This is a genomic window from Lacisediminihabitans profunda (assembly GCF_008040105.1).
Taxonomy (GTDB): Bacteria; Actinomycetota; Actinomycetes; order Actinomycetales; family Microbacteriaceae; genus Lacisediminihabitans; species Lacisediminihabitans profunda.
In genome coordinates, this window is the sequence record NZ_VRMG01000009.1 from 339,435 (window position 1) to 360,274 (window position 20,840).

Here is a 20,840-nt window from a genome sequence, read left to right on the forward strand (position 1 = left end):
TGGGTCACAATCTTGAAGGGCTAGAAAACAAGTACGGGCTTGATGGTGACACCGGCGGCGGCATCTGCGGCGGCGGCATTGATGTCAGCGAACGGGTAGACGCGCTCAAGGCGATCGATCGGGAACAAGCCACGACGGTAGGCATCTATCAACACCGGTATGAAGGTTTGTGGCTCGCTGTCACCAAGCGTGATGCCGCGAATGACACGCCCAGGGAGCATCCGGTTGACGTCGAAGGCCGCCGTCGACCCCGCGCGCGGCGCACCAATAAGCGCGCAAGTGCCGCCGACCGCCAATGAGAGGACGGATGCCTCGAGCACGCCCACGTTACCGGTCGTCTCTACGACGTAATCCACTCCGCGCCCGTCGGTGATGTCGAGAAGGCTGGAGGTCAGGTCATTGTCGGACGTGTCGATGACGTCGCTTGCGCCGAGTTGCTTCGCGAGTTCGAGCCTGGATTGCACGCGGTCGATCACGATAACTCGACTCGCCGGGGTCATGCGCGCGGCCATTGCAGCGGCCAAGCCCACAGCCCCTGCACCGGTCACCGCAATCGTCGAGCCCGGCTCTGGTCGCAGGACATTGAGCACAGCGCCGGCGCCGGTTTGAAACCCACAGCCGAGCGGCGCAAAAATGATGAGCTCATCGTTCGTCGTGTCGCTTGGCAACACGACTATGGATCGCTCGTCGACGACGGCAGTCTCGGAGAATGAGGACTGGCCGAAGAAGTGCGCGTTCAACTCGCCTGACGAATGTCTGAGCGTCGTCGTACCGTCCGCGCGCCGTCCGCCGAACAGATTGAGGATGAGGTGTGAGTCGCAGAGCGCAGGGTGGCCGTTTCGGCATCCGGCGCAGCGGCCGCAAGAGGTGAAACTGAGGAGAACACGGTCGCCCACCTTCGTGCGGGTCACACTCGTGCCGACGGCTTCCACGATTCCGGCGCCTTCGTGACCTAGAACACCAGGAAGCGGGAAGGGGGTACTGCCATTTGCGGCACTCAGGTCGGTATGGCACACGCCGGTCGCGACGAGATGAACGCGAACTTCATCGGAGCGAAGCTCATCGAGGTAAATCTCCTCGAGCGAAAAAGAATCGCCCTCTTTCCATACGATCGCCGCAGTAGGCACTGGCAGGTCCCTTCGTCGAGAGTGCATCATCGCGCGCTCATTCCCGTCACTATACCGAATGCATGTCCTGAATTACAGGTATGTCTTCCTGCATAATGGAGATACAATGAGTTTGCAGTGAAATGGTCTGGCTGTATTCCCGGCTGGATTTGAACTACGTGGTCAATGGAGACAAATATGAACGCCACCCCTCCCACCGAGCGTCCAGTACCGTACGCGCGGTTTCGTCATGGCCGATTCGAATGCACGGTGGTGAGCGACGGGGTGCTGGAAATGGGTCCGGCGCGAGTGAACTTTCCCACCGCAAGCCCGGCCGAAATCGACGAGCTTCTCACCACAAACTATCTTCCTACCGAGAACGTGCGGCTGAACGAGAACATCCTCGTTATCAACACCGGTGACAAGCTCGTGCAGTTCGATTCCGGGGTAGGAGTGGACCCGGCCTTGGGTCGAGGGTTCTTCGGCCCGAAGACCGGCCAGGCTCTCTTGAATCTTCGCGCCGCGGGCATCGATCCCGCTGACATCGACATCGTCGCCATCACCCACACGCATCCTGACCACGTGTGGGGGCTTGTCGACGCCGATGGCGTTCCTGTTTATCCGAACGCGACGATCGTGGTCAGCCGAGAAGACTTCGACTACTGGACGGACCTTTCGCGGGTCGAGACCGCACCCAACGAACACATGAAAGACCACTTCCGCGGGGCGCACAAGAATCTCATGCCCTACGCCGAACAGGGGAGGATCCAGTGGGCGGCCGACGGGGACGAGATCGTCCCCGGCATCACGGTCCTGGCTACCCCGGGTCACAGTCCGGGGCATGTCGTCTACCTCATCGAGAGCGACGGCGAGACCATGGTGTGTTGGGGCGACCTATGCCATCACCAGGTACTGCTGCTCCAGCGGCCCGACTGGGGTTTCCAGTTCGACTATGAGCAGCCCGCCGCGACCGCACAGCGCTGGCGTGTCTACGACATCGTCGAGCGCAATCGATACGCCGTGCTTGCCTATCACTTCCCCTTCCCTGGTCTTGGGCACCTCAAGAAAGACGGAACGGGCTACGCATGGTTGCCGAGCGAACTCGAACGGGAATTGCCCGTCGAGACGAAAGCACAGGTCGGCGCCTGAGCGCCGGCGACTTCGAGGAGGAGATCATGACAAACACGCGCATTGATGTACACGCTCATTTCGTACCCGAGCACTATCGGCATGCCCTGGCTGCGGCGGGCCACGACCACCCGGACGGGATCAAGGCAATCCCCGAGTGGTCACCGGAATTGGCACTTGCCGCAATGGACCGCCTCGGAGTCGCCACTTCGCTATTGTCCATCTCCTCGCCCGGCGTCCACTTTGGTGACGACGCCAAGGCCGCTGAACTCGCCCGCCTGGTGAACGAGGATGCGATGCGCCTGCGCGAGCAGCACCCCGAACGCTTCGGATTCTTCGCGAGCGTACCGCTCCCGGATGTGGATGCTTCGCTGTCGGAAATGAGGTTCGCACTCGACGATCTGGGTGCTGATGGCATCACCATCGAGACGAATCACCACGGCATGTACCTCGGTGACGAGCGGCTCGAACCGATATTCGCTGAAGCATCCGCTCGAGAGACCGTGATTTTCATACACCCCACCTCCCCCCATGGCGCGGGAGAGTTGGCGCTGGGCTACCCGAGGCCGATGCTTGAATTCATGTTTGACACGACCCGGTCGGTGACGAACTTGGTGCTCTCAGGGATGCTCCAGCGTCATCCGGGTGCCCGCGTCATCGTGCCGCACGCTGGAGCTGCACTCCCGGTGCTTGCGAACCGCATCGAGTTGCTTCTCCCGCTGCTCACTCCCGCCGGCGGCGCGACGCCCCCGAGCATTCGAAGTGCGCTTGCTCGATTGCACTTCGACCTGGCCGGTGCACCCGTGGACGAGTTACTGACTGCGCTGCTGTCGGTAGCCGACCCGACCCGGATTCATTACGGCAGCGACTATCCATTCACTCCTGCCGACGCGGCCGTTGGCCTCGCGGAGCGGCTTGAATCGACAACGTCAATCGACGATGACATGCGGCAATCGTTCTTTGTCGATAACGCCCTCGCCTTGTTCCCGCGGCTGGGCGTCCTCGCGTGAGCTCCTGATGGCTAGTCCGGGGATGAGCCGCCCTAAACTGGACGGCGTGGCTGAGACGACCGTTCCGAAGTTGCCCGACAAGCCCAGCGCGTACCGGGAGAGAAACAGTACTGCCGACCGCGCCCTCGACATCCTCGGTCTGTTCACAACTGAGCGCTTGCGGGTTTCCGCCGCCGACGTGGCGGCGGAATTGGGCGTTGCGCGCTCCACGGCCTATCGCTATCTCGTCACGCTTGGCGCTGCCGGCTACGTAGAGGAGGATCCCGGCGGGGGATTCAGGTTGGGCTTGAAGGTGTTTGAGTTGGCTCGCTTGGCCAGGACCTCCTACGGTCTGTCGACGGTCGCGCTCCCTGTTCTTGAGGAGTTGAGCCGCAGCACAGGGGAGACCGCTCTCTTGACGCGGCGTTCTGGGGCCCGCGCAGTCTGTCTTGAGAAGGAAGAGCCATCCGGCCAGGGTATGCGCGTGTCGTACGAGCGCGGAAGCGTCATGACTCTCAACGCAGGCGCCTCGGCCTGGGTGCTCTTGGCTTGGGAGGATCCTGCTGTTGTTCGTGCGCTGCTGCGCGCAGGAGAACTTCCACGATTCACAGATGCCTCCGTAACGTCTGAATCCGCGGTAGAGGCTCGCCTCGCCGGCATAAGGAGAGACGGATACGCAATCTCCTATGGCGAACTCGATCCGGACGCAGTGGGAATCGCTGCGCCTGTGCGGGACGATCAGGATCGCGTCGTCGCAGGCGTCAGCATTGTGGCAATGAGTCGCCGAGTACCGGCATCCCAGGTGAAGCAGCTTGTCGACGCTGTCATGGACGCATCGCGGAGGATCTCCGAAATGGTTGCACTCACCGCTCAGTAGCGGGGCATCTGAATCGCCCGACGCTCCTCGAGGTCGGGCGATTCTTTTTGCCCAAATTCTTGTCCTGTTTAACAGGATCAAAGTCCTCACAAATAGGATATGCTGCTCTACAGCGGACACAGAGGTCCGCAGGAATGGTGTCGATGTGGACAACGAAGCGAAACAATATGACGGCGATGTCATTGTCGTGGGCGCTGGTCCGGTCGGCATGACCGCAGCGATATTGCTCGCCAAGCTCGGGCTTTCAGTTGTCATTCTTGAGCAGCAGGAAACACCGAGTTCTGCCCCGAAGGCGATCAGCCTGGACGACGAATCGCTGCGGACCTATCAGGCCGCCGGTGTCGTGGATCGAGTGTTGTCGATTATCGTGCCCGGCACCGGGACCATGTATTACGGCGTCGACGGCGAGGTCCTCTTCCATGCTCGAGGCCCGGTTCCATATCGACTGGGGCATCCGTTCAAGAACCCATTTGCGCAACCAGACCTGGAGCGCGTGCTGCGCGACGTGATTCTTGAGCAGCCGGGAATTGACCTTCGCTACGGGTCGACCGTCTTCGAGCTGGACCAGGACATCGCCGGGGTCTCTATCGAGGTCGAAACGAGCGGTGGTGTGCGGTCCCTTCGCAGTAGATACCTCATCGGCGCAGACGGCGGACGTTCCACCATTCGCGAGAGTCTCGGGATCACGATGACGGGCAAGAGCCACCCCGAAACCTGGCTCGTGATCGACACTCTCGAAGACGAGCACCAAGAGCGCTACGGCATGCACCACGGCGAGCCGGCTCGTCCGCACGTCATCGTGCCCGGGCTCGACGGACGATGCCGATACGAATTCCTTCTCTTCGATGGCGAAGGAACGGCGGGGCAAGATCCGGGCTTCGAACTGATGCGCACTCTGCTTGCCCCCTATCGTGACTTGCGTCCCGAACAAATCGAGCGCGCAGTGAATTACCGATTCAACGCGCTGAATGCCGATTCATGGAAAAGCGGACGGGCGTTCCTTGCGGGAGATGCGGCCCACATGATGCCGCCCTTCGCTGGGCAGGGGCTTAACTCAGGAATCCGTGACGTCACCAACCTGTGTTGGAAACTGGCCGCGGCGGTCAAGGGACGGCTCTCCGAGATCGCACTCGACAGCTATCAAGACGAGCGAAAGCCTCACGCGCAGGCAACAATCCGACTCTCGGAACGACTCGGCCGGGTCGTGATGACAACGTCGCCACGCCTGGCCGGCTGGCGTGATTCAACGATTCGCACCGCACTCGCGACGCCGGCGGGTCGCACCTATCTGGAAGAGATGCGCTACCGCCCCACCATTCGGTTCGAGAAGGGGCTCATCGTTCATTCGAACAGCCAACCGCGTATCGGCAAGGGCATCTCTCAGCCGCGCGTGTTCGATGCCGAATCGCACCGACCGCGGATGTTCGACGAGGTGGTCGCAGGGGGGTGGTCGATTGTGGGCGTCGACGTCGATCCCGAGGATTGGGTGCTGGTGGCGCAACTTCGCGATCGCGCACACGCTCGCGCCATTCACATTCCTACTAGCGATTCGTTCCCGCGGTTGACCGGTCGGGCCCGTGTGCTCGTCGACCTCGATGGAAGCCTCAACCGTGAATTCGAGTCCTTCGTCGGACATTTTGTACTGATTCGTCCAGACCACATCATCGCGGCAGTCTGGCGTCCCACCGAAACCGAACGGATTCTCCGGCAGACGCGCGAGTGGTTTCCCCACTCGGCGGTCGCGGCACGCCTCGTCGAACCAGAGTCCACCGTCACCACCAGAGCAGGAGTTGAAAGATGAAAGCGGAACGAATTGTCCTTGCCCAGAAAGACGCGGTGGGATCACTCCGGCATACCGCCGTGTCGCACCTGGCCCTTCGAGTACCCGACGTCGCCGCGACGGCGGAATTTTATGGGCGGATTCTCGGACTTGTCGTGCACGAACCTCTGGCGAATGGCGGTCTGCGTCTCGGATGGGGGGTCGGCCATCACGTACTCGACTTGCTCGAAGGTGCACGTGCGCTCGACCACTACGCGTTCGAGGTACGCGACTTCGACGGCGTTGCGGCAATCAGAGATCGGCTGCAGGCCGCCGGCTACACAGTCTCGAGCGTCGATGTCGATCTCATTGACAGCTCGATCGGGCATGCACACGGCATCAGCGTCGTAGATCCCGACGGAAACACCGTGCAGTTTCACTCGCCCGTTTGGCGACAGGGCGAGGGAGCCGCTACCCCCGGGCGTCGTCCGGTGAAATACCAGCACATCACACTCGGCACGACCGATGTCACGCCCCTCGCGGCGTTCTTCACTGACATTGTCGGATTCCAGATCTCCGACCAGCTCGACGATGGGCGTTTCGCCTGGCTGCGCAGCGACAAGGATCACCACACTCTGGCCATCGTCAACGTCGGCGAGGCCGGCAACGTCGATCACTACTCATACGACCTGGCCGAGTGGGAGGACTTCAAGTCGTGGTGCGACAAACTCACCGAATACGACGTCGATGTGGCTTGGGGTCCTGGTCGCCACGGACCGGGAAACAACCTCTTCGTGTTCTTCGACGACCCCGCTGGGAACCACGTCGAGTTGTCTGCGGAGATGGAAAAGTTCTACGACGATCGAGTGACCTATGTGCCGCGGCGGTGGGAGCCACTACCAAAGACCGTGAATCTCTGGGGTGGGCAGACCCCCTCGTGGCGTCGTGTCGGTGGAACGGCCTGAGACGTGTACTACGCCAGCTATTTTCACCGCGGTGAGCCCGGTGTGGCAGAAGTGCGAGACGGCCTTCTCGTTCCTCTCGCCGAACTCACCGAGATCTCCGCCAAGACCAGCACCGATGATCTCGCGAACGCTCGTCGGTTGCCGAGTGACGCCATCTCCCTCGAGTCAGTGACGCTAAGGCCGGTGGTGCCTAATCCCAGGAAGATCATCTGTGTCGGTCTCAACTATCTGGACCACGTTGAAGAGGCGAAGCGGGACCTCCCTGCCTATCCCGTGCTGTTTGCCAAATTCGCTTCCAGCCTGATCGGCCCCGATGACGCCATCATCCTGCCTCCGGAATCGGAACAGGTCGACTACGAAGGCGAACTCGCCGTTGTGATCGGGCGCCCCGGCCGCAGAATCTCGGAGGACGATGCACTGAACCACGTCCTCGGGTATTCAGTTGCCAACGACGTGACGATGCGTGACTACCAGTACAAAACCCACCAATGGCTGCAGGGAAAGGCGTGGGACTCGTCCACGCCTGTTGGGCCGTTCATTCGAGTGGCGAGCACTGTCGACATGGCGAACGCGGTGATCCGGACCACCTTGAATGGGCGAGTGGTGCAGGATTCCGACCTCTCGCATCTAATTTTTTCGATTCCTCGACTCATCGCCGTGATTTCTGATTTCACGGCACTCTCGCCCGGCGACATCATTCTGACCGGCACACCGGGCGGAGTCGGATTCAGGCGAGATCCGCAAGTGTTTCTTCGCCCTGGGGATTCGATCACGGTCGAGATAGACGGAGTCGGCGCGCTTACATCTGGCGTCCGAGCGGAACAGGCGTCACTTTAGCCCTCAATCCGCGCACCACAACGCACCACCTGAAAATCCGCATAGCCGCAATGAAGCGAAGGAGAAATCAGCAACATGAACATCACAGTGAACCCAGAAAGACAGAAGAAGGCCCATCGAGTGGTGATCGCCGCTGCCGTCGTGACAGCGACGGTCGCACTTCTCGCGGCATGCTCCTCGCCGGGATCGCCGCAAGGCCACGCCGCGTCGACCGCCGGCGACATCGTGCAAATCAAGGCGTTCTCATCTGTGCCCAAGCCGGGACCCACGATCGACGTGAACTCCCTCAAGGGAAAGACCGTGTATTGGATTCCCATCACTACCCAAGCCTCCGTGTTCACAGTCGAACAGGCAGCGGCAACTGAGGCTCTCGCCGCCGCGGGAATCAAACTCCAGCTCTGTGATGGTGAGGCAAATCCCGCAACGGTTGCCAAGTGCGTGAACCAGGCGATCGCGGCCAAGGCCGGGGGAATTATCAGTCCTTCCATCCCGCCGGAATTCGCACAGCAGGCGTACGCTTCCGCGATCGCGGCGGGCATCCCACTCGAGTTCGTAAACGCGAAAGACTCCTCTGTCCCGGCGGGCTGGGAGAAGCTTGCGGCCTCGTTCCCGTCGAACTTCGTCGATCAGGCGAAGATCAACGACGATCTGATCATCAAGGACTCTGGCGGAAAGGCGAACGTCCTGATGATCAAGGTGACGGACAGTAGTGTCACCACGCATGCGTTCGACGTCGGGATGAAGAAGTACCTTCAAGACACTTGTGCGGGCTGCGGGATCGACACAGTGGAGGTGGGCAGCACAACCGTGTCAAACCTGTCAGCACAGGTAAGCGCGGCGCTGGTGAAAAACCCCAAGATCAACTACGTGTTCCCCGAATTCGATTCGTTCTCAGCGCCAGTAGTCCAGGCGATTCGCCAGTTGAACAAGAGCTCATCGATAAAGGTCGTCACGATGCTTGGCCAGCTCGATGGGCTCCAGCGCGTGCGTGATGGCGGAGCTTTCGCAGACACGGGCTACAGTCTCGCTGCTCTCGGGTGGAACGAAGTTGACATCATGCTCCGACTGATGCTTGGAAAGACCCCAGACGTCGGCGCCTACCGCACGCCGATCCGCACTTTCACAAGCGCCAACATCGGAAAGTTCGATCTGACCCAGGCGGGCTGGCAGAGCGGGAAGTGGACATCTGACGATGACTTCCGCGCGATGTACAAGTCACTCTGGTCGGTTGGATAGTCCACTACCCGCCCCTTCCTGGGGAGCACCCTCACCAGCCGATGGATTGTGCACTGGAGGCGCAACGCATGACAATATCCACACACGCTGACACCAGCGTCGACCCGGCATTGTTCCGGTCGCGGCTGATGATGTCGGGCATCAACAAGACGTTTGGCCGTAACGCCGTCTTGACGGATGCCGGCATCGAGGTGCTCCCCGGGGAGATCCATGGTCTCTTGGGTCAAAACGGCAGTGGCAAGTCCACTCTCATCAAGATCCTCTCGGGGCTGTACCGACCCGATGGTGAGGATGCCGTGATTCGGGTCGACGGGACCGACGTGGTACAACCGATCACACCGGTCGGCGTCATGAGTCAAGGCGTCACCATCATCCATCAGAGTCTCGGACTGATTCCTGGACACTCGGTGACGGAGAATATCCGGTTAGGGACATTGTCCGGACGGCGATTTGGCCGTTTCATCGACTGGTCATACGAGCGTGAGCAGGCACGACTGACCCTCGAACGCATGCAGTCCGATATCGATCCCGACCGACTTGTCGACCTCTTGCACGTTGGCCAGCGAGCGACCGTGGCAATAGCGCGAGCGCTACAAGTGATCGTGCCCGGATCAGGATGTGTGGTTCTTGACGAATCGACCCAATCGCTGTCTCGAGAGGTGCTTCCTGAGTTCTACGGCACGATCAGGCAACTGGCTCGGCAGGGCACGTCAATTGTTCTTGTCAGCCATCGATTGGATGAGGTCCTCACCCTCGCGGACCGGGTGACAATCCTTCGCGATGGCCGCGTAACTGCGGCCGGCGTCGCTACCCACGGCATGTCGGAAGCGCAACTGTCGAAGGAGATACTCGGCCGCCAGTTGATCGCCTTCAACCGGGTCGAGAAGATGGCGATTCCTGATGCCGAGCCATTTGGCGCCCGAGAGCCCGCGGTCAGGCTCCGTGGAGTGACTGGAGAAGTGCTTCGCGGGGTCGACATCGATGTGCATGCGGGGGAGGTAGTCGGCGTAATAGGAGCGACAGAAGCAGGGCACGAGGAACTGCCGTACGTCATAACGGGGGCTCACTCGTCCACAGCGGCGGGGTCGATCGAAATCCACACCGCGATTCGGGACCTGGCTGAACTCAGAGTCAGCCAGTCTCTGGCCGATGGCGTCGTTCTAGTGCCTACTGACCGGGCGGGCCAGGGTCTCGCACTCGGCGAGACCGCGATCAGCAACGTTTCGTTGCCTCGCGTGCGCGACAAGTCCCGTCATGGAATCCTTCGTGCCGCATGGCAGAAGGAGGAGTTTTCTGCTGCTTGCGCAATGTTGAACATTTCGCCTCCCGACCCCGATCAGCTCGCTGCATCCTTCAGTGGCGGTAACCAACAGAAGCTGCTGTTGGCCAAATGGCTTCTTCAGAAACCTCGATTCTTCGTCCTTCACGAGCCGACTCAGGCCGTTGACGTGGGGGCGCGAGCGGACATACTCCGCGCCATCAGCGCGATCGCCGCGGAAGGGGTACCCGTCCTCGTGAGTTCGATCGAGGCGGAGGACCTGTCCCTGATCTGCGATCGAATCATCGTGCTTCAAGACGGACAGAATTCCCGGGAGCTGACGAGGCCATTCACGCCCGAGCAGGTCCAGGAAGCCATCGGATGACACGTGCCTCTTGGACACTCGCCTCGCCCCCCTGCCCCCGTTCGGAAGGATTGATCAATGAGCACCACACTTAGCGCTTCTCGCCCCCCAGAGCAGTCTGCAGCCAGGAGCTTGCGCCGACGAATCACGTCCCGCTACGGCATCGTCGTCGTCTGGATAGCAATGTCAGCGATCTTCGCGGCGCTCGCGCCCCAGACTTTTCTCACATTCGGCACATTCCAAACGATATTCGGGTCCCAGTCAACCCTGGTCTTCCTCGGGATGGCCGCGGTCTGCATTTTCGTGGTTGGCGAATTCGATCTCTCGATTGCCTCAATGATGGGACTGTCAGCCACCGTTCTCGCAGTTCTCGTGGTGAACCAGGGAGTGCCCGAATGGCTCGCCGTGATCATCGCTCTTGTGGTGGGCGCGGCGGCCGGCGCCGTGAATGGCTTCGTCATCGTGCGACTGGGAATCGATCCGATCGTGACCACATTGGGGATGAGCGTGCTGCTCTTGGGCGTCGCTCAGGCTATCTCCAACCTCGTGGCGGTCACCGGGTTGAGCTTCGGCCTCGCCAACCTGGCCGTGTACAACATTCTCGGCCTCCCGCTCGCCTTCTACTACGGGTTGATAGTGGCAATCATTTTTGCCCTGGTCCTTGCGTTTACGCCCCTCGGACGCCACATGACCTTCGTCGGCGCGAACCGCGAAGTGGCCAGGCTGAGCGGGATTCCCGTGCAGCGAATCCGTTACGGCGCCTACGTCTTTTCCGGCCTAAGTTCTGCTGTGGCGGGAGTTCTGCTCGCAGCGAGCGTGGGCGGCTTCGATTCCAGCACCTCAGGTTCGTATCTCCTCCCTGCCCTCGCCGCAACCTTCCTCGGCACGGCTGTGGTCCGCCCCGGAACCTTCAATCCGATCGGAACTCTGATCACGATCTACTTCTTGGTGACCGGCATCGTGGGCCTTCAGCTCCTTGGCTATTCAAGCTGGGTCAGCAACGTGTTCTACGGGGCAGCTCTGATCATCGCCGTCACGATCTCGACGATCGCGCGCTCTCGACTGCTCCGACGATGACCGGCAACGTCATCGACCCCATCGGCGCGACAGTGCACCAATCTCGACCAAAGAAGGCAGCATCACCAATGAATAGGGAATTCGTCGTCGCGACTCGCGTCGTGTCCGGTCTCGGGGCTCTCGGTGCTTTGCCCACCGAGTTGGTCAAGCTCTCGGCCGAACGCATCGTTGTCGTGGCTGACCAGGGCGTCTCCGACGTCGGACTTCTGGAAAAGATCCTGGCGCGCATACCCGACGGGTTGATTGTGGCTCGCTGTCTCGTCGGTCCGAACCCCGACGTCCACACTGTCGAGCTCGCGTCTGAGCAAGCGCGCCTCGCTCGCGCCGATGTGGTGCTTGCAGTTGGTGGCGGAAGTGCGTTGGGTGCAGCGAAAGCGGTTGCCATCCGGTTGACGAATCCCAGAAGGATCGATGAGTACGAGGGGGTGGGGCGAGTGCCAAACATGCCGGCACCGACCGTCGCAGTCCCGACGACTGCGGGCAGCGGAAGCGAAGTGTCCACTGTGCTGGTGCTGCATGAGGAGGGGCGCGCGGAAGAACTCGTCGTGCGCTCTCCCGGCTGTGAGCCGCGCGTGGCCATCCTTGACGGCACAGTGCTCCGCAATCTTCCGTGGGCTCCCCTGGTGTTCGCCTCACTTGACGCCTTGTCGCACTGCATCGAATCCACCTGGACGCGGCGCCAAACACTCTTCACCGAATCGTTGGCGCTGCGCGCCGCCCAGACGATCATCGATGCGCTTCCGGTCGCGGTCGAAGGTGTCGCTTCCGGGCGAAACGCGAGCGGCGAAAACGACGCCACTTTGCAACTGTTGCTCGAGGCGAGCTGTGCGGCGAATATGGCTTGCGGTAACAGCGGCCTTGCACTGGTGCACGCGTTGTCGACTGCGCCGTCTGTGCACATTGCGCACGGGCTGCAAAACGGGATTCTCCTTCCTCATGTTGCCCTTTTCAACGCGGAAGTGACGACGGCGGCCGCCCGAGTGCTCGTGAGCCAGCTGGACTCCCTGTATGCCCGGATCGGGTTCACCGCGACTTTCAGCGGTGGAGCGGTCGGACCCGAAGAGAGCGAAGCGATGATCGCCGCCAGCACCGGACACCCGTTCAGAAAGAACAACTTGCGAGAGGCGACCGATGACGAGCTTCGATCCATTCTCCGAAACGCAGGTGCCGTCGTCGATCGGCTCAAGGGGTAACACCATGACCGCACATCTTCGGGCAGATCTACCTCCGGGATTCACGCGTTTCACGCACGGAGAGCTGCTCTGCACCGTCGTTTCTGATGGGGTTATCCAACTGGGCGCGGCGAGAGACAGCTTCCCGAACGCGGCGCCTTCGCAGGTTGATGAATTGCTGAGGCGGCACTACCTTCCAACCGACGCCGTGTACCTGAACCAAAACATCCTGGTAGTCGAAGCGGGCGACACGGTCGTCATGTTCGATTCTGGAGTCGGGGCCGATCCGGAGCTTGGGCGCAAGACCTTCGGCGACCAAACGGGAAAGACGATCCCGAACCTTCGTCTGGCGGGGATCGAGCCAGAAGACATCGACGTGGTGGCCCTCACTCACGCACATCCCGACCACGCGTGGGGATTAGCCGCAGCCGATGGCTCACGCCTGTACCCAAACGCGAAAATCGCAGTTGGCCGAGCAGACTACGACTGGTGGACTGACCTGTCGCGTGTGGCCGAACAGCCAACCGAGCACCAGCGTGACCAGATCGTCGGCGCGCAGAAGAACCTCACCGCATACGAAGGCGATCTCATCTTGCTGAATGGAGGAGAAGCGATCGCCCCGGGCATCCGTGCAATCGCGACCCCCGGCCATAGTCCCGGCCACATGGTCTTCGAGATTTCCAGCGGGGACGACACCATGGTCTGTTGGGGCGACCTGTGCCATCATCACGTCCTGCTGCTCGAGCATCCAGAATGGAACTTCGTTTTCGACCACGACGGTGCACGGGCGACCGATCAACGCATCCGGATGTACGACTTCGTCGATTCGCAGCGACACGCGGTCTTCGGCTATCACTTCCCATTCCCCGGACACGGCCACTTGCGCCGTGATCTCAGCGGATTCACCTGGATCCCGTCGGATCTTCCCCGATCCCTGCCGGACGACGCGCCGTGACATCGCCGTCGAGAGACTCGGAGACGCGGCAGCTAGTCGTGCAGGCATGCCGCGTGCTGAAAGCCAATGGCCACGATGACTACATCTGGGGGCATGTCACAGTGCGTGATCGGGCCGGACGCGGAATGTGGATGAAGCCGGCCGGACTCGGATTCGAAGAAGTAGAGGAGGACGACGTAATCCTGATCGCTGGTGATGGAGAGGTCATCGTCGGTGACAGACCGCGACACTCTGAGTGGCCAATCCACTCAGCCATCATGGCGGCACGGCAAGACGTCAACTCCGTTGTCCACTCGCATCCCCCGTACGCGATCGCCCTCGCGGCGGCCGGCCATCGACTGCTCCCTCTCGCTCATGCGGGCACCCTCTTCTACCCGCCCGATGTGCCTCGCTTCGACCAGACGTCGAACCTGATCCTGACGACAGAGCTCGGCTCGTCCCTGGCCGAAGCGCTCGGATCTGAAAACGCCATGTTCATGGTCAATCACGGGATTGTTACGAGTGGCGCTTCCTTGAAGGACGCCGTGGTGCGCGCAGTCCTGCTGGAAAAGGCCTGCCAGCAACAGCTCATCGCTCTTCAGGCGGGCGCCCCTCTAATCTCACCAGGGCCCGAGGCCGCCCGAGAGAAGAGGGCAACAGTCTGGCCTCCCGCTCACCTCGACGCGCTCTGGGACTACTTAGTGCGCACCCTACCTGGCGATTGACCCATCCAAACGAGGAGTTACCCGAATGACCAGCAGACCCGGAACCAACGCGACCCAACCCACCATCCCAATGTGGGTTGGCGGACGGGAGGCGTTCGCCTCCGACGGCGCGACCCTCGACAGCTTCAACCCGGCGACAGGTGAGGTGACGGCGCGGTTCCCCAACGCGACAGCGGACGATGTGGATTCGGCGGTTGCCGCTGGCATCGCGGCAAGTCGAGAGTGGAAGCGGACGACCCCGGAAGATCGTGGCAAGGTGCTCAGTCGCCTCGCGGAAATCATCGAGCGACATGCCGAAGAGCTCGCGCTGTTGGATGTGATCGACAATGGAAGTCCGATCCGCGAGATGCGTCGCGATGCCGGCATGGCCGTGGATGCCCTGCGCTATTACGCCGGACTCGTTCTACATGTTCGGGGCGAGACGGTGCCAACCAGCTTCGACCGGCTGAATTTCACTTTGCTGCAGCCGTACGGCGTGGTTGCCCGAATCATCCCCTTCAACCACCCATTCATGTTCGCGGCTTCAAAAATCGCCGCCCCCTTGGCGGCAGGAAACGCGGTCATTGTCAAGCCGAGCGAGCACACCAGCCGCTCGGCGTTGAGGCTGGGTGAGCTCGCGCGCGGCATAGTTCCGGACGGCCTGCTCAGCATCATCACGGGTGAGGGCAGGGTCGCCGGAGACGCGATTGTCAGGCATCCCGAAATCCGACGACTCGCGTTCATCGGATCGGCGGACACGGGCCGAGCGATTCAGGCAGCTGCAGCGTCAGTCGCGGTCAAGAACGTCACGTTGGAACTTGGGGGGAAGAATCCGCTCGTGGTCTTTCCCGACGCGGACCTTGACCGGGCTGTTCTTGCGGCAAAGCGCGGCATGAATTTCACCTGGCAGGGGCAGTCCTGCGGGTCGACCAGCCGACTGCTTGTCCACCGTGACATTTACAGCGAATTCATCGAGTCGTTGGCAGGAAGCATCGAGGGCATGAAGTCCGGCTCCCCAGTTGACGAATCGACTGAGACCGGGTCGATAGTCAACTCGCTTCAATACGACAAGGTGCGCTCGTATATCGAAATCGCTCACAAGGAAGGGTCGCGATTGGTCACCGGGGGGAACGTGCTGACAGACGGCGACTTCGCGAACGGATTCTTTGTTCGTCCCACGCTCTTCGCGGATGTCGATCCCCAGTCGCGACTGGCTCAAGAGGAGATCTTTGGGCCGGTTCTCGCGGCGATGCCCTTCACCGGCTATGACGACGCATTGGCAATCGCGAACGGTGTGCGTTACGGACTCACGGCGAGCGTATTCACCGAAAGCCTCCGAACTGCCCACCGCTTTGCTCGAGATGTCGAAGCGGGGTATGTCTGGGTGAATGAGGTATCCAAGCATGTTCACGGGACGAGCTTCGGCGGAGTCAAGGACAGCGGGCTTGGACGCGAGGAAGGAATCGACGAGCTCCTGTCCTATACACAGTCGAAAAACGTGCACGTGAACTTCGAGTCGTCCGAGGCGTGACCTCGGCCGGTGGCGGGAGGCCAAGCCACTCGTCCCGTCGGGTCCCACCGACAGTCCCTGCGACTTATCCCGCATTGCGAATGGAAGAAACAGAGTTCGGAATATGAGCAAAGTAATCGTCATCAGTGGAGCCGGTTCAGGATTCGGTGCCCTCGCTGCACGTGCGCTCGCACTCGCAGGCCACATCGTCTACGCCGGCATTCGCGAGTCCGAAGGCCGCAACTTGGCGCGCGTAGGTGAAGCGCGGGAGTTCGCCAAGGCACACAAGGTCAACTTGCGTACCGTCGAATTGGACGTCAGCGACCAGGCTTCGGTGGATGCGGGTATCACATCCATCCTTGCCGAGACCGGCCGTTTGGACGTGGTCATCCACAACGCCGGTCATATGGTGACCGGCCCTGCTGAAGCGTTCACGCCCGATCAGCTCGCCGCGGTGTATGACTCGAACGTGCTCAGCACCCAGAGGCTCAACAGAGCAACGCTGCCTCATCTGCGAGCGCAAGGACATGGGCTTGTGGTGTGGGTGGGCAGCACCAGCACGAGAGGCGGCACCCCGCCCTACCTAGCGCCGTATTTCGCGGCTAAGGCGGCCATGGACGCCCTCGCCGTGAGTTACGCCGCCGAGTTGGTGCGCTTCGGAATCGAAACCACCATCGTTGTTCCTGGCGCGTTCACCTCGGGCACCAATCACTTTGCCACTGCCGGCGAGCCCGCCGACCTCGCGGTCGTAGCAGACTACGACACCAGGTACGCCGGACTGGCCGTTGAGATCGCAGCGAAACTGAGGGCAGCGACCCCGGCGGATGCCAGCGCGTCCATGGTCGCGGACGAGATTGCGAGGATCGTCGCGCTCCCGCGCGGGGAACGACCGTTTCGAACCCACGTGGACCCACTAGACGACGGATCCCAAGAGGTGTCCGACGTTGCCGACCAAGTCCGGGCCAATTTTCTGACCCGGCTCGGGCTTGGAGACCTGCTGAAGGTCGAGAAGTCAAAGTAGCGGACAAGTTCACCTTGTGCGCGCGCCGTCCTCTCACATCCGTTTTCGCTGTGACTCTGACTCGGTAGTGGAGCGCACGGAGGTGTCGAGGTCAACTCGCACGGTGTGCGGATGCTGGGAGTCGACGACGACTGTCGAGTGCGCATAGAGAAGCGCGCCTGATCGACTTGCCCCGAGCAGAACGGTGGCGGTCATGAGGTCACGGTGCAGCTGGATCCCCTCATTTACGGGGAGGTTCATTGCAGTCGAGGGCTCAGGGTTGGGTTCGAATCCCCGGCCCTCCGCGGTGCTTTGAGCCCCCAAAACCCCGGATTACAGGGCGCGTAGACGTCCAGAGTCATGGCGGCAGACGCGTGACCGAGCATTCGCTGGGCTGCTTTGACGTTCGCGCCGGAGCTGATGGCGAGGCTTGCCGCCGTGTGGCGAGGGTCATGCAGGGTCATCGGTTCAAGGCCCGCAGCGACCAGAGCAGTCTTGAACCAGGAGCGGGCTCCGCGCGTGGCGCGGCGAAGGTAGTCGCCCGTTCTGACGGGGCCGACCCGCAGCAGTCGACGACATCTCACCGCGACCGGAGACGGGCTCCCGTTCGACTTCGCTGCCGAGACCCTGGATGCCGGCAGGGATCCCCCTGTGAAAAATCGCTTGACAGCATTCACTCCGGTGCATAGCATTTCTGAAACGATTCATTTCTCTTCTGCCGGTGCCGTCAGAGTTGCGGCACCGGTAGAGCACCGCACCTTGTGACATTCCTTCTAGACCACGATCTAGCAATCGGAGACCTTTGATGAGCATCAGTAGTCGTTTCACCCCCACCAGGCGGTCATTCCTCCAGGGCGCCGGTTTGGTGGCAGCGGCAAGCGCCCTGACCACACAGGCCAGCCAGGCCGCCTCGGCAACGGAAGCCTCGACGTACCGTCTGAAGAACGGCTTCATCAGCCTCTCGGGCGCATACGGGAAGCTCACTGAGTTGGCCTTCGATCCGGCCGGAACCGGAAATTACCAACCGACCGCATTCAGTTCGGTGCTTCTCGGCAAAGCGGACTACTTCGATTCGGGATACAACGGGGGCGTCACCTGGACGTCGACCGCCACGAGGCTCAGTCTGACCGGGATCCAGATTCCCGCACCGGCCAACCTGCGGCAAGGGCAACTCAATGCACCCATACAGCTCAACGCCGGCCAGAGCCTCGGCCAGGCTTTCACTGCGAAGACCGCCGGTATTTCGCGGGTCGGCGGCCAGTTTCCGACCTGGAACAGCTCCACCACTTCCCTGAAACTGACGCTGTATTCGGGAACGCCCGCCATCGGGCTCACCGAGGTCGGCAGCACTACGCTGAACCCGGTCAAGGACAACGGGTGGGGCTATGTCGATGTGCCGCCGCAACCAGCGGGCGTCTATTACCTCGAGGCGTCCGGTGGTACGGGAACTCCGGGCTGGTGGGGTTTTAGCGGCACCCCGACCGTCGACGTGGGAGGGGCGGCCTATGCCAATCGCCAGTCGCTGCCGGGACGCAGCATGACGATCGACATTGTCGGCTACACCGTCGATGGCGTCGCATCCTGGGAACTGGAACTCGACGGGCCGAAGCTGAGCGCCTCCTACGAAATGCACTGGCAGGGCGATCCGCGACCGGACTTCGGCATGACGTTGAACACCTCGTGGGTCAAAGACGGATACTCGGTCGACTATGCGGATGGCGTGTTGTTCAGCCGTTTCGTCGGGGACGCCGGAGATTACCTCCCCTCCCAGCAACTGAAACGGCGCACTTCCTGGACCAATACGGTGTCGGGGGCGCGGTGGGTGGCGGCGACCGGCACGGGGCCGTACGACCTTCGGATCACGGCACCACAGCCAATCCTCAACGGCACCATGACGAACGATTCTTTGTCCCTGTCGTTGAACACCGGCACCACTGTCGCAGCACCGGTGATCACGCGGACGATCGCCATCGATGTCCAGCCCCATACGGATGCCCTGCCAGAGATCTTCCCGGTCTTCCTCGCATCGGATCAGGTCAGGGCGACGCAGCTCTCGACCTTCTACTGGGAACGCGCACTGAGTTTCAGATTCGACGGGCACGCGATGGCCTGGGCCGACTGGAACGGCCGCACGCTGGACTGGACCGGCACGGCGGGCAGGCAGGCGCAGGCGGACAGCCTGCTGAATACCAAGCAGGATGATGACGGCTACGTGTGGGCCTGGTCGAATTCCCCGGGCTGGCCGTTTCCCGACCCGAAACTCTACGACGCGAGGCACTTCACCTCGAACGCGATGTACATCCTCGCGGCGTGGCGTTACTACTCGTGGTCTGGCGACTCCGCCTTCCTCACCACGATGCTTCCGCGACTGAGAAAAGCGATGAGTTTCTATCTGGACTCGCTCGGTGGCAGCAGCGGGATCGTCACAATCGCGTCGCCTGACCACAGCGGGCGAGACGGCGCGGTCAGCTCGAACTACTGGGACATCACCTCATTCGGTCACCTTGACGCGTTTCTCAACGCCTATTTCTACGGTGCTCTCGAGGCCATGGCCCAGCTCGAGGAACACGTGCGGAACATGCAGCAGGCGAAGCAGCTGCGAGCGCTGCGTCCGACGGTTCTGAAACGTTACAACCAACTGTTCTGGAACGATGAAGCCGGTAGGTACGTGCAAACCGTGGACGCGGATGGCGTGAGTCACGACTACGGATCGACCTATGTCAATCTGGAAGCGGCATCCTTTGGGCTGCCCTCAGCCGCCCAGGCCGACCGTATCTTCGACTGGCTCGACCATGGCCACACCGAGCTTCAGAACACCGTCGTGCTGCTCGAGGGCGGCGGCCTTGCGCCAAAGCTCCAGCCGGGTCACACGATGGGAATGAGTTTCACGGCCAACGCGGCCATCGTGAGCGTGGGGGCGCGGTTCGCGACCTATAGTGAGCGCGGAGCCGCGTTCACGATGGCGCTGTATAAGGGCGCGCCAGGCAGCGCGGGGTCGGTGAAGATAGCCGAACAGCAGTACACCGACTGGGGCGATGGTGGGGTGGCTCACATCGACGTGCCGAAACAGGCGCCGGGCGTGTACTACCTGGAGGTCTCGAACGTGACGGGCACCCTCGCCTGGTGGTCGTCGATGACCGTGGAAGGTGGCGCGCTGGCGTACGCTGACGGAGTTCCCGATGCAAACGCCAGGTCGCGGTTCGTCGCGGCCCTCGGTGCATACTTCGAGGGACCGGCGGACATCTACTCGAAGTGGGTCTTCGCCCCGCGGTCGACCACGCGTCGAAACAACTACTGGTTCTTCCTGGAAAACGTCACGATTCCGTGGGGAAACCAGGTGCAGGACGGCGGGGCGATCCTCTATACCTCCGGTTTCGACATCATGGCCCGCTCTCTCTATCGGGGAGCCGACGATGCGTGGTCGCGGATGACCGCCATCCTCGATCGCTGGAAGGATCCAGACCACCTGTGCGGCGGCACTCCACTATTCCGAGGCGAGAGCACGGTCGATAGCGGCACTAAAAACACCTCGGTAGGAACAGACATTCCGTTCCCGGAGAGCGGGCTCGCGCCGGCCAGCTTCCTCTACGCCTTCGTCGGTGTTGAAGCCGAGCCGGATGCGCTGGTGATCACGCCGAAGCTGCCATCGACTCTCAGCCACGTGGGGATGCGAAACATCTACTGGCACGGGGAAAATTTCGAAGTGATGGTGACTCGCGACAGGATCACCATATCGGGAAGCGGAAGATCCGTGTCACGGCCCTACAAGCCCGGACAGTCGGTGCGCTTGGAGTCCAACCAGCTCTTGCACGGATAGCCGGCCCGGGGCCCAGCACAGAATTGTTTCTCCTCCCGGCTTCGCGGCCGGGAGGAGAACCGGTTGCGTGTGGTCCTGCAGCCTCCTCGCGGAGCCAACCCGGCACT

At 61.6% G+C, this 20,840-nt stretch carries 18 protein-coding genes and 1 pseudogene; 15 read left to right on the forward strand and 4 right to left on the reverse strand.

Annotation, left to right across the window (positions count from 1 at the left end; all coding sequences use genetic code 11):
- Positions 1–20: 20 nt before the first annotated feature.
- On the reverse strand, positions 21–1,127 hold the full coding sequence (locus FVP33_RS14965) for an NAD(P)-dependent alcohol dehydrogenase (RefSeq protein WP_222706736.1): 1,107 nt from the start codon (positions 1,125–1,127) through the stop codon (positions 21–23).
- Between the two features lie 177 nt (positions 1,128–1,304).
- Here FVP33_RS14965 and FVP33_RS14970 point away from each other — a divergent pair, with 177 nt between their 5' ends.
- The 4 genes from FVP33_RS14970 to FVP33_RS14985 all read left to right on the forward strand — a co-directional run bounded on the left by FVP33_RS14970 (position 1,305) and on the right by FVP33_RS14985 (position 5,901).
- Entirely contained in the window at positions 1,305–2,255 is a 951-nt protein-coding gene (locus FVP33_RS14970) for an MBL fold metallo-hydrolase (RefSeq protein ID WP_147784479.1), read from the forward strand.
- Between the two features lie 26 nt (positions 2,256–2,281).
- Positions 2,282–3,244, forward strand: a complete 963-nt coding sequence (locus FVP33_RS14975) for an amidohydrolase family protein (protein WP_147784480.1) — start codon at positions 2,282–2,284, stop codon at positions 3,242–3,244.
- Positions 3,245–3,290: 46 nt separating this feature from the next.
- Positions 3,291–4,100, forward strand: a complete 810-nt coding sequence (locus FVP33_RS14980; protein ID WP_222706737.1) for an IclR family transcriptional regulator — start codon at positions 3,291–3,293, stop codon at positions 4,098–4,100.
- A gap of 145 nt (positions 4,101–4,245) precedes the next feature.
- Entirely contained in the window at positions 4,246–5,901 is a 1,656-nt protein-coding gene (locus tag FVP33_RS14985) for an FAD-dependent oxidoreductase (RefSeq protein ID WP_222706738.1), read from the forward strand.
- Positions 5,902–5,942: 41 nt separating this feature from the next.
- Here FVP33_RS14985 and FVP33_RS20020 read toward each other — a convergent pair whose 3' ends face one another.
- Positions 5,943–6,089: a hypothetical protein gene (locus FVP33_RS20020; protein ID WP_246142364.1), complete on the reverse strand. Its 147-nt coding sequence runs from the start codon at positions 6,087–6,089 to the stop codon at positions 5,943–5,945.
- Between FVP33_RS20020 and FVP33_RS14990 the strand changes: the two genes are divergently transcribed.
- The 10 genes from FVP33_RS14990 (at position 6,021) to FVP33_RS15035 (ending at position 16,937) form a co-directional block, all read left to right on the forward strand.
- The gene (locus FVP33_RS14990) at positions 6,021–6,824 is read left to right on the forward strand and encodes a VOC family protein (RefSeq protein ID WP_246142362.1); all 804 of its coding nucleotides are present in this window, start codon (positions 6,021–6,023) and stop codon (positions 6,822–6,824) included. The genes FVP33_RS20020 and FVP33_RS14990 overlap by 69 nt on opposite strands.
- A gap of 3 nt (positions 6,825–6,827) precedes the next feature.
- Entirely contained in the window at positions 6,828–7,661 is an 834-nt protein-coding gene (locus FVP33_RS14995) for a fumarylacetoacetate hydrolase family protein (RefSeq protein WP_147784482.1), read from the forward strand.
- 75 nt (positions 7,662–7,736) lie between these two features.
- On the forward strand, positions 7,737–8,897 hold the full coding sequence (locus FVP33_RS15000) for a sugar ABC transporter substrate-binding protein (RefSeq protein ID WP_147784483.1): 1,161 nt from the start codon (positions 7,737–7,739) through the stop codon (positions 8,895–8,897).
- A gap of 68 nt (positions 8,898–8,965) precedes the next feature.
- Entirely contained in the window at positions 8,966–10,540 is a 1,575-nt protein-coding gene (locus tag FVP33_RS15005; protein WP_187270736.1) for a sugar ABC transporter ATP-binding protein, read from the forward strand.
- Positions 10,541–10,597: 57 nt separating this feature from the next.
- The gene (locus tag FVP33_RS15010; protein WP_147784485.1) at positions 10,598–11,596 is read left to right on the forward strand and encodes an ABC transporter permease; all 999 of its coding nucleotides are present in this window, start codon (positions 10,598–10,600) and stop codon (positions 11,594–11,596) included.
- Positions 11,593–12,789 (forward strand): iron-containing alcohol dehydrogenase family protein, encoded by a 1,197-nt coding sequence (locus FVP33_RS15015; RefSeq protein WP_147784486.1) that lies wholly within the window; start codon positions 11,593–11,595, stop codon positions 12,787–12,789. Before FVP33_RS15010 ends, FVP33_RS15015 begins: the two co-directional genes overlap by 4 nt.
- A gap of 4 nt (positions 12,790–12,793) precedes the next feature.
- On the forward strand, positions 12,794–13,723 hold the full coding sequence (locus tag FVP33_RS15020) for an MBL fold metallo-hydrolase (RefSeq protein ID WP_147784487.1): 930 nt from the start codon (positions 12,794–12,796) through the stop codon (positions 13,721–13,723).
- Positions 13,724–13,761: 38 nt separating this feature from the next.
- Positions 13,762–14,427, forward strand: coding sequence for a class II aldolase/adducin family protein (locus FVP33_RS15025; RefSeq protein WP_281289402.1), 666 nt, complete (start codon positions 13,762–13,764; stop codon positions 14,425–14,427).
- Between the two features lie 25 nt (positions 14,428–14,452).
- Positions 14,453–15,937, forward strand: a complete 1,485-nt coding sequence (locus FVP33_RS15030; protein WP_222706741.1) for an aldehyde dehydrogenase family protein — start codon at positions 14,453–14,455, stop codon at positions 15,935–15,937.
- 103 nt (positions 15,938–16,040) lie between these two features.
- Positions 16,041–16,937: an SDR family NAD(P)-dependent oxidoreductase gene (locus tag FVP33_RS15035; protein WP_147784489.1), complete on the forward strand. Its 897-nt coding sequence runs from the start codon at positions 16,041–16,043 to the stop codon at positions 16,935–16,937.
- Between the two features lie 33 nt (positions 16,938–16,970).
- Here the strand turns inward: FVP33_RS15035 and FVP33_RS19575 are convergent, their stop codons facing one another.
- A complete protein-coding gene (locus tag FVP33_RS19575) occupies positions 16,971–17,132 on the reverse strand; it encodes a hypothetical protein (RefSeq protein WP_187270737.1) in 162 nt (53 codons plus the stop codon).
- 41 nt (positions 17,133–17,173) lie between these two features.
- Positions 17,174–17,428 (reverse strand): annotated as a pseudogene (locus FVP33_RS20110) (tyrosine-type recombinase/integrase); the annotation flags it as partial.
- Between the two features lie 293 nt (positions 17,429–17,721).
- On the opposite strand from FVP33_RS20110, the gene FVP33_RS15045 reads away from it, so the two are divergent.
- The gene (locus FVP33_RS15045) at positions 17,722–20,733 is read left to right on the forward strand and encodes an MGH1-like glycoside hydrolase domain-containing protein (protein ID WP_147784491.1); all 3,012 of its coding nucleotides are present in this window, start codon (positions 17,722–17,724) and stop codon (positions 20,731–20,733) included.
- The last annotated feature ends 107 nt before the right edge of the window (positions 20,734–20,840 follow it).